General features: G+C 65.4%; 12 protein-coding genes and 1 tRNA gene. 4 read left to right on the forward strand and 9 right to left on the reverse strand.

Features of this window, described 5'->3' with window-relative positions:
* Positions 1 to 70: 70 nt before the first annotated feature.
* Entirely contained in the window at positions 71 to 1,390 is a 1,320-nt protein-coding gene (locus tag KBX46_RS03750; RefSeq protein WP_210790894.1) for a serine/threonine-protein kinase, read from the forward strand.
* A 60-nt stretch (positions 1,391 to 1,450) separates the two neighbouring features.
* Positions 1,451 to 2,812, forward strand: a complete 1,362-nt coding sequence (locus KBX46_RS03755; protein ID WP_210790896.1) for a DNA methyltransferase — start codon at positions 1,451 to 1,453, stop codon at positions 2,810 to 2,812.
* Positions 2,813 to 2,823: 11 nt separating this feature from the next.
* On the opposite strand, the gene KBX46_RS03760 is transcribed toward KBX46_RS03755, so the two are convergent.
* From KBX46_RS03760 to KBX46_RS03770, 3 genes are all read right to left on the reverse strand, one after another.
* The gene (locus tag KBX46_RS03760; protein ID WP_210790898.1) at positions 2,824 to 3,843 is read right to left on the reverse strand and encodes a hypothetical protein; all 1,020 of its coding nucleotides are present in this window, start codon (positions 3,841 to 3,843) and stop codon (positions 2,824 to 2,826) included.
* Positions 3,840 to 6,218 (reverse strand): hypothetical protein, encoded by a 2,379-nt coding sequence (locus KBX46_RS03765; RefSeq protein ID WP_210790900.1) that lies wholly within the window; start codon positions 6,216 to 6,218, stop codon positions 3,840 to 3,842. The genes KBX46_RS03760 and KBX46_RS03765 overlap by 4 nt, the downstream gene beginning before the upstream one ends.
* 827 nt (positions 6,219 to 7,045) lie before the next feature.
* Positions 7,046 to 7,129 (reverse strand) — tRNA-Tyr (locus KBX46_RS03770).
* Between the two features lie 147 nt (positions 7,130 to 7,276).
* Here KBX46_RS03770 and KBX46_RS03775 point away from each other — a divergent pair.
* Together KBX46_RS03775 and KBX46_RS03780 are read left to right on the forward strand one after the other, a co-directional pair.
* Positions 7,277 to 7,771 (forward strand): YajQ family cyclic di-GMP-binding protein, encoded by a 495-nt coding sequence (locus KBX46_RS03775; RefSeq protein ID WP_088950253.1) that lies wholly within the window; start codon positions 7,277 to 7,279, stop codon positions 7,769 to 7,771.
* Between the two features lie 54 nt (positions 7,772 to 7,825).
* Entirely contained in the window at positions 7,826 to 8,464 is a 639-nt protein-coding gene (locus KBX46_RS03780; protein ID WP_210790902.1) for a class I SAM-dependent methyltransferase family protein, read from the forward strand.
* A 99-nt stretch (positions 8,465 to 8,563) separates the two neighbouring features.
* Here KBX46_RS03780 and KBX46_RS03785 read toward each other — a convergent pair whose 3' ends face one another.
* The 6 genes from KBX46_RS03785 to KBX46_RS03810 all read right to left on the reverse strand — a co-directional run bounded on the left by KBX46_RS03785 (position 8,564) and on the right by KBX46_RS03810 (position 15,181).
* Positions 8,564 to 8,833: a hypothetical protein gene (locus KBX46_RS03785; RefSeq protein ID WP_210790904.1), complete on the reverse strand. Its 270-nt coding sequence runs from the start codon at positions 8,831 to 8,833 to the stop codon at positions 8,564 to 8,566.
* A 228-nt stretch (positions 8,834 to 9,061) separates the two neighbouring features.
* Positions 9,062 to 9,589: a dihydrofolate reductase family protein gene (locus KBX46_RS03790; protein ID WP_210790906.1), complete on the reverse strand. Its 528-nt coding sequence runs from the start codon at positions 9,587 to 9,589 to the stop codon at positions 9,062 to 9,064.
* A 130-nt stretch (positions 9,590 to 9,719) separates the two neighbouring features.
* Entirely contained in the window at positions 9,720 to 10,979 is a 1,260-nt protein-coding gene (locus KBX46_RS03795; protein ID WP_099848700.1) for an MFS transporter, read from the reverse strand.
* 144 nt (positions 10,980 to 11,123) lie between these two features.
* Positions 11,124 to 11,999, reverse strand: a complete 876-nt coding sequence (htpX, locus tag KBX46_RS03800; RefSeq protein ID WP_088950258.1) for a zinc metalloprotease HtpX — start codon at positions 11,997 to 11,999, stop codon at positions 11,124 to 11,126.
* 124 nt (positions 12,000 to 12,123) lie between these two features.
* Positions 12,124 to 13,617, reverse strand: a complete 1,494-nt coding sequence (locus KBX46_RS03805) for an NADH-quinone oxidoreductase subunit N (protein WP_210790907.1) — start codon at positions 13,615 to 13,617, stop codon at positions 12,124 to 12,126.
* 55 nt (positions 13,618 to 13,672) lie between these two features.
* Positions 13,673 to 15,181: a NuoM family protein gene (locus KBX46_RS03810; RefSeq protein ID WP_210790909.1), complete on the reverse strand. Its 1,509-nt coding sequence runs from the start codon at positions 15,179 to 15,181 to the stop codon at positions 13,673 to 13,675.
* Positions 15,182 to 15,189 lie beyond the last annotated feature (8 nt).

The raw sequence follows: 15,189 nt of genomic DNA on the forward strand, positions 1-15,189 counted from the left end.
CACTATTTGCAGGATTTGACCCTTTGTTGAGGGTAGTTGCGCTGGCTGCCTGATCTCTAAGCTAGGTGCCATGCAGCCGACCGAGTCGAACGCGGAGCTGAAGAAGCTCTACCGCCTCGACCCAAAGCCAAGAGGTAATGGCGGTTTTGCGGAGGTGACTGGGGCGGTCCACAAAATAGATGGCTCCGAGGTTGCCATCAAACGCGCCAAACACTTCCCTGAGGCGCAGGATCGAATCAAGCGAGAGATTGTCGCCCAGAAGCAATTGGCCCATCCGCACATCATGCCCATCTTGGACCACGATCCCGCATTCCTTTGGTATGCTATGCCGCTAGCCGAAGGCAATCTTTTCGAGTCACGTGATGACCTTGGCGAAGAGGATTTGGCTTCTATTCTTCTCGACTTAGCCGATGCGCTCGACCTAGCCCACAAACAGGATTTGATTCATCGGGACGTTTCACCCAGCAACATTCTTGGTTTGCCAGGAGCTTCCGGAGGTCGGCTCAGATGGGTGGTGGCGGACTGGGGGATGGTGAGGGTCTCGCCCGACCTTGCGTCTCGGGCCCTTACACGGACTGGTCAACGGATGGGTACGCCCGGGTTCGATGCGCCGGAGCTAGATGATGATCCGAGCCGAGCGACTCCCGCCGTGGACGTTTACAGCCTTGGGCGCGTCGCCGCCTGGTTCTTGACACGCCGTGACCCGAGAGCTGGGGTTCAGTTGCTGCCAGACGGCGAGATGCTTCACTGGCGACCATTCGTACGCGCTTGCACTGAGCAGGACGTGAATCTACGGGTCCCGACGATGGATGGTCTCCGAGAGCTTCTCCAACTTGTCTTCGAGCACCGTGACGACCCGCTGCCTGAGCGAGCAGCCCGACTGCTTGGGATTCTGCTCGATGGTGACGAGGAGGGTCTGACAGAACTGGTATCTCTCGCTGAGAGCTTTCGGGAAGAGCCCCTCATCTTCCTGGACTATCTCGCCCAAATACCCAGCGGCAAGGCCAGGGCTTGGACGACCAGGGAACCTGATCGCGCGGCCTCGCTAGCCCGATCGATGGCTGGGCATCTACTCCGTAGTCCGTGGGGAGACCGTGACGTTCAGTATGCGGCCACTCCGCTGACCTTCGTCCTTACAGTCTTGCGGGCGCTGGTGGAGATGCGAAGCTTCGGACCGGCACAGGACGTGGCCGGGGTGTACTTCGAGGCAGATGTCAAGTGGGACCAAGCATCCCAGCGGACCCGGACTCTCGAGTGGCTAGCAGACTTGAACGACAGCGTCGTCGGCGCAGTCCACCCAGAGCTAGCTCGCAGGCCGGCGGCCGTTGATTACTACAGGGAGCCCGGCTGGCATCCGCGGAGCGTCGCCTTACGCAACCTCTTCGCCTAATGATCTAGAAGATTCGGCCCCAGCGTGGCTTCCGACCCAACACCGTGGTGGAATGAGCGCGTGTCCACCGAGCATGCCCTCCCCCACGTGCCCGAAGTAACCCCATCTGACCGGTATGCGCAGCCTAGCGAGCTGCTCTCACCGCTCACGCCTGCCTCGGGCCGGGGGCGCAGCCATGGTACGAGCAGTAGCGCAGCCTTCGACCGCTGGTTCAGGTACCCTGCCGGCTTTGCTTCCGACTACGTGTCCTTGCTGCTCCGACGTCTCGACATTCCGACCGGAAGCATGATCGTTGACCCCTTCGCTGGTTCCGGCGTTACAGGCACATCTGCGCGTGAAATGAAATATTCGTTCTTTGGCATTGAGGCCCATCCGGCCATCGCAGAGTTGGCCGCATTGAAGCTTCAGCCGCAGCCGGGCGACCCCGGCGAGTTGGTTAAGATCGCCAAACACTTGGCAGCGCGTGCGGAGCAAGGCGTTAAAGACGTTGACCCCGACTTCGAAAAAGAAACGGATTTGATTCAGCGGTCTTTCACTCCGCAGGTCCTCGCGCAACTAGTGATGTTGCGCGATCTCATCAAGGGCGGAGAGGCCGGCGATTGGTACCTCCACGCCAAGTGGGCGTTGCTAAGCACACTGCGCGATGTTGCAGCCGTGCGCGTCGGATGGCCTTACCAGAATCCTACGAAAGCACGCAAGGCGCGCTTTTCTAATGTTCTCACACGTTTTCAGCAGCGCATTTCCTGGATGCGAGACGATCTTGATGTGGACGCACCGAGCGACTCTGAAGAGCTTAAGCTTCAGGTCGTACACGGAGACTCAACCGACCAAAGGTCGTGGGAATTTCTGCCGTCAGGATCCGCACACGGCTGCGTCTCGTCGCCCCCCTATCTGAACAATTTTGACTACGCCGACGCGACACGACTTGAGATGTATTTTTGGGGGGATGTCGGCAGCTGGGCGGAACTGTGCGCAACGATCCGGTCGAAAATGATCACCGCAACTACTCAGCAGAGTAGCGTCGGTGCCGCCGCAGCGGCCAGCGAGATGCTGGAGAGCTACGGAGATGTTGCTAAGCGAATCACCGACGTAACCAATGATCTAAAGACTGAACGCCTTGCTCGAAAACGTGGGAAAGAGTATGACCGCGTTGTCCCTGACTATTTTTCTGCCATAGGAAAGGTCCTAACCAACCTTTCATCGGCCATGAGGCCTGGGGCACCCGTCGTCTGGCTAATCGGGGACAGCGCGCCTTACGGGGTATATGTGGACACGCCTTCAATCATTGCTGAGATCGCGGAACATGTTGGGTTTACAGCCGAGGATGACAAACCCTTGCGGCGACGGGGCCAACGTTGGGCACAGAACACCACGCGCCATCAAGTTGAGCTGTCTGAGCGTCTACTAACGCTGCGTCGATAGTAGGTTCAGGATCACAGGGACGGATCGTTTCCCGGGCGATTACTGGAGAATGACGCCAGCAAGCCGGTCCGGAGGTCCCTGGTATCAGCAGGGCGTTCGAAGATCATCGAATGGTGTGCGAGGTTGCCTGCCTTTGCTCTAAAGGCAACGGCTAACTGGTCGAATGCAAGCGCGAGTTTTTCCTCGGTGAGAGAGGGTCGCCGAGCGAGGTCCCGTCCGACGAAATCGACAACTTCTTGTCGGTGCGCAGTCGGAATGTAGAGAAGTACGCGGCCACTCTTTCTCGCTACCACCAACTTGGGCGCCAGCCGACGGCGCGCTTCACTGAGACCGTATCCCCCCTTGAGGCGATGCTCGCCTGCGGAGCGACCATCGCTACCCGTGACCACTTGGGCGAACCTTTCGGCAGCGGCAAAGACTGCAGAGTCGATAACGTCACGCTCCGGCGACGTCGGATCAGGCTGGATGACGGCCCTTTCAGGCGAATCCGAGCGATTGACCAGCAAGGCGAGCACGACGCCAACTGCAATTGCTTGCATCACCTCTTTCCCTCGGCCGCTCCGAAGATCGATCACTTGGGTTAGCTTTGCCAGCCCCCAAGACCGATAAAACTCAAGCGCTCTATGTTCAGCAGCGGCGATCCTGCCGGGCGACACGATAATTAGGTCGTCATTCAGATCGATTTGCTCTTCAAGAATCTCGATCAGGAGCCGGCCTTCGAGTCCGATGAGAAGAGCGTCATCCCCGCCGTCAATAATCAGAGGCGGGCCTAGCCCATTCAGGCTGCGACGTAGACTCGGTGGAGTTTTAGGAAGGTGCGAGAGCCTTTCCCGTAGGGACTGCCCTCTCGCCAGTGGATCGAAAAACCTCCTACACGCGTCCAAGTCGGCATCGATCCGCGAGGGAACCTCCCCGTAGGTGAGGCGCCATAGCTGGGAAAGGCCCGCCAGAAGCGCCTTAGCCTCTGACTCAGCAAGCACTGCTGGAGCGCCGAATGCCTGTCTAACAGTAGCGGATCTGTCGTAGGTCATAGTGAGAACGCCTCGGTGAGGTAGCCCCGCTGTCTGAGATCCTTGATTCGTGCTCGCTGCTTGTGGTCCCCTCCCTCAGTGGGAGGAATCCTCTCGAGCGGAAGGATCACCACTATCTGGTCATTCGGCTGACGCAGTCGACGGTCATCCAGGTAGGTTGCAAGATCGCGCATTCTTGCAGCATCGAGGAAAGCACCGAACTCATCCAGTGCAATGAGTCGATTCGCTGCCCTAGGCTCCTCCGACTCCAACTGCGCAAGCTGAGCGTGAGTGTAAGCAAAGGCTTGTTGGCCGCTAGAGAACCCGGAAAGCGGCCTGCTCATTTCCTCTCCCGCCGCCGTCCAGTGGACTCTCAAGTCGCGCCAATCCAACCAGAGATCATCAGCATTTTCGAATAGAGATCGACGAAGAAGCGGGTCGGTGAACCAATTCCGCACCTCGCCAGCCAACCACATACGGGCCGCTTCATCCCAAGGAGTGGGGGCGGTTACTACGCCGGACGACTTGCCTAGCTCTCCGTATAAGCGACTGAGGGCTGCCCCAATACCCTGAATTGCAGTGAATTGCTGCTGAAGTTTATCGCGCGCTCGCTCTAGGCGGCCGGAAAGAGCATCTAGATTAGTCGCCTGCTGGATGACTGATGCACGTGGCAATGCAGCAACTTCGGGCACGGCCGTCCGTAGCCAAGCGTGGTCGTCGCTTTGCGTTAGCAGTTCCACAACTTGTGCGACTCGCGACTTTCGATCTTGGAGGACTCGATGTGTCCGCTCCGTGGTCTGAACCGCTTGAACATGCCGTCTCGTCAACTGATCGAGTTCTGAACGCGCGTGCTCACGGCGACCTCGGACACGGACCACCTCGACCTCTGCTTCCCTGCATAGCCGATGAAGCTCTGCGACCAAGGCATCTTCGGTCATGCCGCCGCCCAGGAGCTCTCGGGCGTGCTCTAAACGGGCATGGGCAGCTTGGACTGAGCGGCTTCTCTGATCGAGATCGTTCCGCGTCCTGATGAGCTCGTCGATAGTTTTTGCTGCTTGGGCCGGCAGCGATTCTGATGCTTCCTTCAGGCGCCTCTCTGCGCGCGAAAAGTTAGCTTGGGCCTGCTCTACCTCAGCGAGCTTCCCGGAGGCTTGTACGACTGCATCGATTCGCGAGCGAACCATATCAATCTCGGCAGCTAGCTGTTGCGCATCTCCAGACGGTGTGCGCTCCCGCAGCTTGGCAGCCTGTCGGAGGCATGCATCACGTAGAGCGGCAACGGTCCAACTCGAGGCGCCTTCTTCCTCTTCGAGCAGAAGTGTTTCGCCGAGGTCGTGCCGTTCCGCATCAGACAGTCGGTCCGCAACGTCATCAAGGACTGACACGAGCATCGGCGCAGCATGCACCTGAGGTTGGCGCTCCAGAAGCTCGTTCAATCTGCGGCTGAGTTCTCTTTGGGTAAGTAGAATCTGCTCGTTGTTCGGCTCGACTCCAGCCTCTGTGGTAAGTCTTTCCAGCTCATTCGTAGCCTGCCGAAGCGCGCTGTCGTGTCGGATAAGGAACTTTCTCGCGTTCTCAAACTCGCGCTCGGCCTGCTCATTTAGATGCTGACGACTGCTTGCCTGGGTGATCTGTTGGTCAAGCTGCTCGGTTTTCGCCTCTAGCTCGTCGAGCTCCTTTTTGAGGCGATCAAGCTTGTCTTGCATCTCGGGACCTTGCCCCCGAACTTGGTCAAGGCGGTCCAACACGCCTGCAGCTCGGTCCAATATGTCCATGCGCTGACGCCGTGCGTTAAGCTCGATCGTCAAGATTTCGCTTGCCTTCGCAGATTCCTCTGCCGCTTTCAACTCGGACTGCAACTGTGAGGGCAGGCTCTGAAGTATAAGTTTTTGGACCTCGTCTATTGCGAAGTCGATATCTCGCTGCCTGTCCTCACCTGGATTTTCTAACCAGTCGAAGATGTGCCTGCGGGACGTTTCGACTCGGTTGGCCAAAACCCTCAAGGGCGTTTCAGCGGCGATGATATGGTGAACGCTGAATAGCGTACTTATGTCTCTATAGCTAGCACGCTTACCGTCGACTTCTATTCGCCCTAGCCTGTCCTCCAACGGCCGCGGCTCCATCGGCCATACGGACGGGTCTAGCAACCACTCGATAGTTCCAGCGTGCTGCAAGCCTGTTACCGTCACTCGGGCTTTCACTAGCTGCTCGCGGAAGCTCCGCCAGTCCTGGTCATGTTCGGCGAAGGGTTGATCGCCCGCACATAAGCGCAATAGCTTGATGGCCGCGGTCTTCCCAATCCCGTTGTAGCCCTCGATCCTGCACAGCGGGATGTCTGGAATCTCATCGATGATGCGTAGGCCACGGCGCGACTCGGCCTCAATCCTGATCTGCACTACGCATCAACCTCTCCGCGACAACCTTGATGTCGAGCGGGTCCCCAGTGAGAGCCTTCAACAGGTCGAGGTCGATGAAATCACCAGTCCCGCTGGTGTCATCCCTCGCGTTGCTCAATGACTCAGAGGCGCCCGTAATGTCGCTTACTGCTCGTAAGACTTGCTTCCCCCGACTTACCACAGGCATGCTCCCTCGCCAAGGTGACCGAACTTGTCATTCTTATCTTGTGTAGAGCAAGCGATCAAGATGCCGTTCGGTCACTGGTGCACGGCTGTCACGGATGCCCTCCCTCATGTCTTGCCTCATGTGATCCGTCAGATCTGCCGAAATACTCTTTATCTGATCAAGGCGCCGCGCTCCGCGCGGCGCGGGCGGTAAGCCGGCCGGCGGCAAGCCGCCCCGGCCGCCTGCGGCGCCGGGGCGGAGAGCCACCGACTGCCGCCGGACCGCCGCCCCGAAATCGCTGATCCAGCAGCACGACCACGGCCAGTCGATACGGAAGCCGGCAAGTCGACCTGATCGAGGGCCAAGGCTTCCGACTGCCGCGCCAGTCCAACCCCCGGACTGGCTTGCCCCCGGCCTACCTGCGCAGCCAGGTAAGCCCCACGGCAGCCTCAACCGGTCGCTCCAGGCGCGGTCGCGCCAGGCCGGCAATTCCCCGGAGCACGAGTGTTCGCAGCCTCAGAGAACCCCTGAGAGGCAAGATCGACCTGCCCACCATCTGCCCACAACCAGTCGTCATCGGCTGGACGCAGCCGGACCCGGCCAGACAAACGACAACAGCCCCTGATCAGCATCTCTGCTGGTCAGGGGCCGTTTCTGCACCTGGTGGCGGGTAGAGGATTCGAACCTCTGAAGCTTTCGCGACGGATTTACAGTCCGCTCCCATTGGCCGCTCGGGCAACCCGCCAGGGCACCCCACCGCGTCGTAACGCGGCGGCGGAAGCAAGGATAGCGGCTTCCCCCGGGACCTCCGCAACCGGGTACGGTCAGGGGGTCGTGCCGCTGGTCGGCGGCCGACGGCAAGCCCAGACCGCCGGACAGCAGGAGCAGAAACATGGCAGCGAACCCGTCGTTCGACATCGTGAGCAAGGTTGACCGCCAGGAGGTCGACAACGCCCTTCGGCAGGCGGAAAAGGAGCTCGCGACGCGGTTCGACTTCCGCGGCACCGGTGCGGAGATCTCCTGGTCCGGCGAGGAGGCGATCGGTCTTCAGGCGGAGACCGAGGAGCGGGTCCTCGCCGCACTGGACGTGTTCAAGGAGAAGCTGGTCAAGCGGAACATTTCACTGAAGTCGTTGGACGCTGGCGAGCCGCGCCCGTCCGGCAAGATTTTCAAGATCGACTGCAAGGTGATCCAGGGCATCGAGACGGACAAGGCCAAGGCGATCAGCAAGAAGATCCGCGACGAGGGCCCCAAGGGCGTGCAGGCGCAGATCCAGGGCGACCAGCTACGGGTCACCGGCAAGAAGAGGGACGACCTCCAGGCGGTCATCTCGCTGCTCAAGGGTGAGGACTTCGGCGTCGCCCTCCAGTTCAACAACTACAGGTAAGGCGGCGACCCCCGGCCTGGTAGGCGGGTCGATCATGCTGCAAAGCTGACCCAGATGACCGCCCAGAGTCACTGGCAGGCGTGGCATGAGCCGTACGCCGACGAAAACTCCCCGCTGTCTCGTCGGCTGCGGCTGGTCCAGCAGCACATTGCCTCGTGGCTTGATCAGCGCTTCGACGAACGGCTGACTGCGATAAGCGTGTGCGCGGGGCAGGGTCATGACCTCATCGGCGTCCTCGCCTCAAGGGCTGATGCTCAGCGTGTACGCGGAACCCTGCTTGAGTTCGACTCGGGCAATGTGACTGCCGCTCAGGCCGCCGCCAATCAGGCCGGGATCTCCAACATCGTGATCAGGCAGGCCGACGCGGGCCAACTCTCCGCGTATGCGGGGATCGTTCCGGCCGACCTGGTGCTCATGGTCGGGGTCTTCGGCAACATCTCGGACGCAGACGTGAAGCGAACCGTTGCTGCCCTGCCCCGGCTGTGTGCTGAGGGTGCCACCGTGATCTGGACCAGGACCCGGCGAGACCCGGACCTGACGCCAGCTGTACGGGAGTGGCTCCGGGATGCCGGCTTCGTGGAGCAGGCATTCCACGCTCCAGACGATGTGCAATTCTCGGTGGGCGTTAACCGGTTCGAAGGGTCTCCACAGCTTTTGGACCCTGCGGGAACCATCTTCACGTTCCGGCACTGACGCCAACTGGTCGCTGCCCTATATCTAGCTCTCTGGCCAGGCAACCGATACGCAGCCGACGGCGCCGCGATCCGTTCACCAGCGGGAGAGGGCCGTGTCCTACTGCCTGATGCGCTCCGGATGCACACCGTCGACCATGTCGTGCCCCGGCACCTGGATGCAGAGCGCCCCCGGCTCTGCCCCGCACACCGGGCAGCGCCGCCAATCCTCGATCGAGCCCGGATCGTGCCCCAGTTCAGCAGCCATGCGGCTGATTTCCACCGCCGCCTGATGCAGGTCGTCGTCCTGATGCCGGGTAGCGGCCCGATGGACCTTGCGCACCGCGCTCTTCGCACGCTCTTCCATGGGATCAGGGTCGGGGTCGGGCATGGCAGCGTCGTTCCCGGGATACGCGACCTGAAACGGATTCAGTTGCCGAGCGGCGGGGTTCAGCGGTCGGCCGTCGAAACACCCAGGCAGGCATGAACCTCCGGGTCGGCATGGACCAACCAAGGCCGTCGTCAACCACCGGGTCGGCGTCGACCGCCCCAGCCCGGCGGCGGCTCGCTCCGCTCGTCAGGCGGGAGTCCATCGACGACAAGGCATGGACAGTCGGGTTCAGTAGACGAGGCTGTACCAGTGCTCGGTCTCGCCGGGCAGTGGCACCAACCGCACCTTGGTGCCACCCGGGTGGTCGAACATGCGCACCCCGTCGCCGAGCAGCACCGGGGCGAAGAACATCAGGATCTCGTCGAGCAGACCAGCCTCGATGCATTGCTTGGCGACATTCGCGCCGAGGATGTTGACGTACCGGTCCCCGGCGGCCTCCTTGGCCTGGGCGACGGCGGTGTGCAGGTCACCGACGAACGTGACGTCGGCGGGTGGCTCGGCCGGTGGTTGGTGGGTGAGGACGAACACCGGCCCGTGGTACTGGCCGCCGAACGCGCCTTCGCTGTCGGTGCCGCGGTTGGGGTCGTCGCCGCCGAAGGTGCCGTTGCCGGCCAGGATCGCGCCGACGCTGTGCAGCAGGCGCTCCGCCGTCGGGTTTTCGCCGCCGAGGTGGTCGGTCAGCCAGGACATGTCGCCGCCGGGGCCGGCGATGTAGCCGTCGAGTGACGCCGTCGCCGAATATAGAACCTTGGCCATGCGCCCAGGGTAGGCGGCGGAACTCGGACTCCTTGAAGTCGGGGTATCCGCCGCGCAGGAACACCCCGACTTCAAGGAACCCGAGTGAATCAAGCCCGCACGGAACGCACGCCCGCGGAAGACGGCGGGGTCAGACCGTCACGGGCTGTTCGGCGCGTACCGCCGTGTTTTCCGCACGGGCGATGGGTCCGGCGGGCAGCGCGGCGACCGCGGCCCCGACTGCGACGGCCGCTCCGGCGAAGAGGAACGCCCAGCTGACGCCGCCGGTGTGGTCCACGATCAGGCCGGCCACGGAGCCGCCGGCCGCGCTCGACGCGACCGCCACGGTGACCACCCAGGTGTACGCCTCGTTCAGCATTCCGGCCGGGGCGATCCGGCCGACCAGGGTGTTCTCCAGGGTCAGCGCGGGCGCGATGGCGGCCCCGCCGACGACCAACGCGACGCCCAGCGCCAGCGGGGTGGGCATCACCGCGAACACCACGAAGGTGCCGGCCACGGCGGAGAGCAGCAGGGCGAACTGGCGGGTCATGTTGGGTGCCGGCTTGCGGACGCCGAACCAGAACCCGCCGATGGCGCTGCCGACCCCCCAGACGGCGAGCAGAATGCCGGCCAGGCTCTCCGGGTCGTCGGTGGTGTGGCCGCTCGCGTACGCCGGGACGATCACCCCGGCGGCGCCGAACGCGATGCCGAGGCTGGCCACGCAGACCAGCAGGGCCGGGAATCCACCGACCCGCAGCGGCCCGAGCCCTCTGGCGTGGTGCTCCTTCGCGTGCGGGCGCCAGCCGCGCATCACCTCGCCGAGGGCCACGGCGGTCGTGCCGACCAGGGTGACCACTGCCGCGCCGATCAGCGCGGCTGCCGCGTCGGCGAACAGCACGAAGCCGGCGACGAGCAGCGGGCCGAGCACGAAGACGATCTCGAACAGCGACGTCTCGGCGGCCAGCGCGGTGTTGCGCAGGGCGTACCGGCCGGAGCTGGGGCTGGTCAGGTCGTTCCAGGCGTTACGGATGGCGGCGGTGAGCGGCGGGTACGTGGCGCCGGCCACGGCACTGGCGAGGTAGATGGTGGGTAGGGCGTCGTCACCCGAGCGGCTGGCCAGCAGCAGCGCGATGAGCGCCACCGGGTGGGCCACGGCGGTGACCAGCAGGACGGGGGTGGGCCCGACCCGGTCGGCGACCCGGCCGGCCACGGGGCTGAGCGCGGCACCGGCGACGGCGTAGATCCCGCCCGCGATGGCGGCCAGCGCGTACCGCCCGGTCACCTGCTCGACCACCAGGAGCAGCGCCAGTGGGGTCATGCCGATCCCGAGTCGCCCGATGATGCCGGTGATCAGCAGCATCGGTGCGCCGGGGATCCGCCACACACCCAGGTACTGACGCAGCGCGGCCACCGAAACCTCCGAAAATGTAATGAGCGTGAGCCGTTACGACCCTAACGCCGCCGCCTGACGGGACGACACCTGATATCAGCCTCGACACAGCGCTCCGCCCGTACCCGGCGTGACCGGGTACGGGCGGAGGCGTAAATCAGTGGGTCAGCGCTGGAACTGCACTGGCCCCGCGTTGGCGGCCATCTGCTCCAGCCGGGCGACCCGGTCCTCCATCTTGGGGTGGGTGGAGAAGAGCGCCGCCATGCCGCCGCCCCGGAACGGGTTGGCGATCATGAGGTGGGCGGTGCTGGTGAGCTGGCCCTGGGCCGGCAACGGCCGACGGCGGGCCACCGCGTCGATCTTGCGGAGCGCGCTGGCCAGGGCCAGCGGGTCGCGGCTCAACTCGGCACCCGAGGCGTCCGCCTGGAACTCACGGCTCCGGCTGATCGCCAACTGGATCACCGTGGCCGCGATTGGGCCGAGGATCAGGGTGAGCAGCAGCACGGCCGGGTTCGGCCGGTCCTCGTCGTCCCCGCCGCCCAGCGGGATGAAGAAGGCGAGGTTCGCCAGCAGGGTGATGATGCTGGCCAGACCCGCCGCCACGCTGGAGATCAGGATGTCCCGGTTGTAGACGTGGGACAGCTCGTGCCCGATCACACCGCGCAGCTCGCGGTAGTCGAGGATCTCGGTGATCCCCTGGGTCACGCAAACCGCCGCGTGCTGCGGGTTACGACCCGTGGCGAACGCGTTGGGCTGCGAGGTCGGGCTCACGTAGAGGCGCGGCATCGGCTGCTGGGCGTCGGTAGCCAGCTCCCGCACCATCCGGTACAGCTCGGGGAACTGTGCCTCGGTGACTGGTTGCGCCCTCATCGAGCGCAGTGCGAGCTTGTCGGAGTAGAAGTAGGTGACGCCGTTCATGACCAGTGAGACGACGACAGCGATGACCAGACCGCCACTGCCGCCGAACCAGTAGCCCACCGCGAGGATCAGGGCGCTGAGCAGGCCAAGCAGCGCTGCGGTCTTCAGACGGTTGTGGTGCACGATGTCTCCTTCGGTGCACGGATCGCCGGGATCCGCTGACCGGTGTAACAACCCGGTACCCACCAACCATCCGTCTCAACGCTGAGAGTTCACTGAGACGAGACGAGACGAGGCGCAGGTCAGGTCAGTGGCGGGCCAGATCGAGCACCAGCTGAGGGGCGACGCCGAGCACCACGGCGGCCACCGTCGCCACCGCCAGCACCACGGCCACCACGGGTACGGCAGCCGCACCGCCACCGGCTTGCGCCGCGGCCGGGCCGGGCGTCGTCGTCGCCGGTGCCCAGAGCGCGGCGGTCACCCGCAGGTAGTAGGCGAGCCCGATCACCGCGTTCAGCGCCACCACGAGCGCCAGCCAGGCCGCCCCACCGTCGAGCAGCGCCCGGACCACTGTCACCTTCGCGAACAGGCCGGCGAGCCCTGGCGGCAGGCCGGCCAGGCCCACCAGCGCGAGACCGAGCGCCGCGGCCCGCCAGGGGTGCCGGCGGGCCGCCCCACGGAGGTCGTCCAGCGTGCCGCCGTCCGCACCGGCCGGGCGCAGCGCGGTCACAGCGGCGAACGCGGCCAACTCCAACACCACGAAGAAGACGGCGTACGCCATCGCGGCGGCGTACGCGGCGGAGCGTGCCTCGTCGGTGCGGCCGGCGGCCAGCGCCAACGCCCCCAGCGGGGCGAGGATGTAGCCGGCCTGCGCGACGGACGACCAGGCCAGCAGCCGGACGGTACGCCGCTGGCGCAGCGCGACCAGGTTGCCGACGGTCATGGTGAGCACCGCGAGCAGGGCGAGCACCGGGCCGGTCTGATCCGGCGGGAGTGCCCGCTGCACGACGGCGAGCAGTGCGACCAGGCCGCCCAGCTTCGACGCCGTCGACAGGTACGCGGCCACCGGCAGCGGCGCGCCGTCGTAGGTGGCCGGCGCCCACGCGTGGAACGGCACCGCCGCCACCTTGAAGGCCAGCCCGACCAGCAGCACCGCCACCGCGGCGGTGGTCAGCGGCAGGTCGCGCAACTCCGGCCGTTCGGCGAGCAACGCGCTGAGCCGGTCCAGGTGCAGCCCACCGGTCACCGCGTACAGCAGCGCCGCGCCGAGCAGGGTCAGCGTGGTCGCCACCACGCTGACCACGAAGAACGTCACCGCCGCCTCGGCGCTGGCGAGGCTCCCCCGGCGCAGGCCCACCAGCACGTACAGCGGCAGGGTCAGCGTCTCCAGGGCGACGATCAGGGTGATCAGGTCGCCGGCCGCGCCGAGCACCACGCCGCCGGTCATCGAGCAGGCCAGCAGGAAGCAGTATTCCCCCACCGGCGACCGCCCCGCCCGCAGCGCGGGTGCGGAGAGCCCGAGCACGCCCAGGGTGAGCAGGGCCACCACCGTGCCGACGAGTGCGGCCCGGCCGCCGAAGATCCAGGAGCAGTCCGCGCCCACACAGAACGTCCGCCGCTCCCCAGCGGCGCCGACCAGGGCGGCGCCGACGGCGGTGGCGAGCGCGCCCAGCGCGGCCACCACGATGGTGGCCCGTGGCCGGGCCAGCAGCAGGTCGGTGAGGAGCACGAGCACTGCGGTGCCGGCGGCCAGGTAGGCCGGCAGCAGCGCGACGCTGTCCACGCTCTGCACCACGTTCATGTGAGCCTGCCTCTGTTCGCGACTGCGGGGCTCCGCTTCGCCGTACGCCTGGCGCTCACCGGGAGACCACCCCGATCAGGGCGTCGACGGGAGCCTCGGCGACGCCGAGGACCAGCGCAGGGGCCAGCCCGATGGCCAACGCGAGCAGCACCAGCGGCACCCACGCGGTCAGCTCCGCCCCGGCCAGGCCGGGGCCGACCCGCCCCACGGCGGGGCTCGGACGGTTGTGGGTGACCTGGCGCAGCAACCGCAGGAAGTACGCCGCGGTGAGCGCACCGCCGATCGCGGCCAGCACCCCGAGGGTGGTCCAGAGCGGGCCGCCCACCTGGACGGCCGCGATCACCGCGAACGCCTCACCCCAGAAACCGGCCAGCCCGGGCAGACCGAGCGACGCGACAGCCGCGAACGCCAGCAGACCGGCCAACCGGGGCGCGGTCTCCCGCAGCCCGGACAACTCGGCGAGGGTGCCCGTGCCGGTCCGGTCCTTCACAGCCCCGGCCAGGAAGAACAGCAGACCGGTGATCACCCCGTGCGCGATGTTGCCGATCAACGCCGCCTGGATGCCGATGGTGGTCAGCGTGGCGACGCCCAGCAGCACGAAGCCCATGTGCCCCACGCTGGAGTACGCGATCAGCCGCTTGACGTCGGACTGGGCCAGGCAGACCAGTGAGCCGACCAGGATCGCGGCAACGGCCAGCACGCCGAGCACCGGCGCCGCCCAGCGGGCGCCCTCCGGCGCCACCCCCACCGCCACCCGGATCAGACCGTAGGTGCCCATCTTCAACAGCACGCCGGCCAGCACCACACTGCCCACCGTTGGCGCCTGGGTGTGCGCGTCGGGCAGCCAGGAGTGCAACGGCCACAGCGGGCTCTTCACCGCGAAGGCCAACGCCAGCAGGGTGAACGCGGCCAGCTGGGTGCCCCTGGACATCCCCGCACCGCCGGTCAGGGCCACCACGTCGGCGGTGCCGGCCGCGGCGACCACCACGTACACGCCGACCAGCAGCAACACCGAGCCGAACAGGGTGTAGAGCGCGAACTTGCGGGCCGCCCGACGCCGGTCCGCGCCACCCCAGCCGGCGATGATCGCGTACATCGGCAGCAGGACGACCTCGAAGAACAGGAAGAACAGCACCAGGTCCAGGGCGAGGAAGGTGCCCAGGATGCCCACCTCGACCACCAGCAGCAACGCGACCAACGCCCGGCCACTGCCGCCGTCCGGAACCCGCCACATCGTGTACGCGCAGCAGAGCAACGTGAGCAGCGCGGTCAACACCACCAGCGGCCACGAGATGCCGTCCACGCCGAGGTGGAAGCGCAACTCCAGGCCGGGCACCCAGGGCAGGTCCAGTTGGTGCCACGGGCGCACCGCCGGCGCACCGGCCGACCAGGCGACCCAACCCCGACCGCCGAACACCAGCGGCACCGCGGCCAGCAGGGTCAGGGCCGCCGCGACAGTGCCGACCAGCCGGGCCGCCCGGTCCCGGGGAGTCGCCGCCACTGCGACCGCGCCGAGCGCCGGCACCGCCAGGACGGCGACCAGCAACACCTGCCCAAACGTCATTGGATCGC

The sequence above is a fragment of the Micromonospora sp. C81 genome (genome assembly GCF_018070425.1).
GTDB lineage: Bacteria > Actinomycetota > Actinomycetes > Mycobacteriales > Micromonosporaceae > Micromonospora > Micromonospora zamorensis.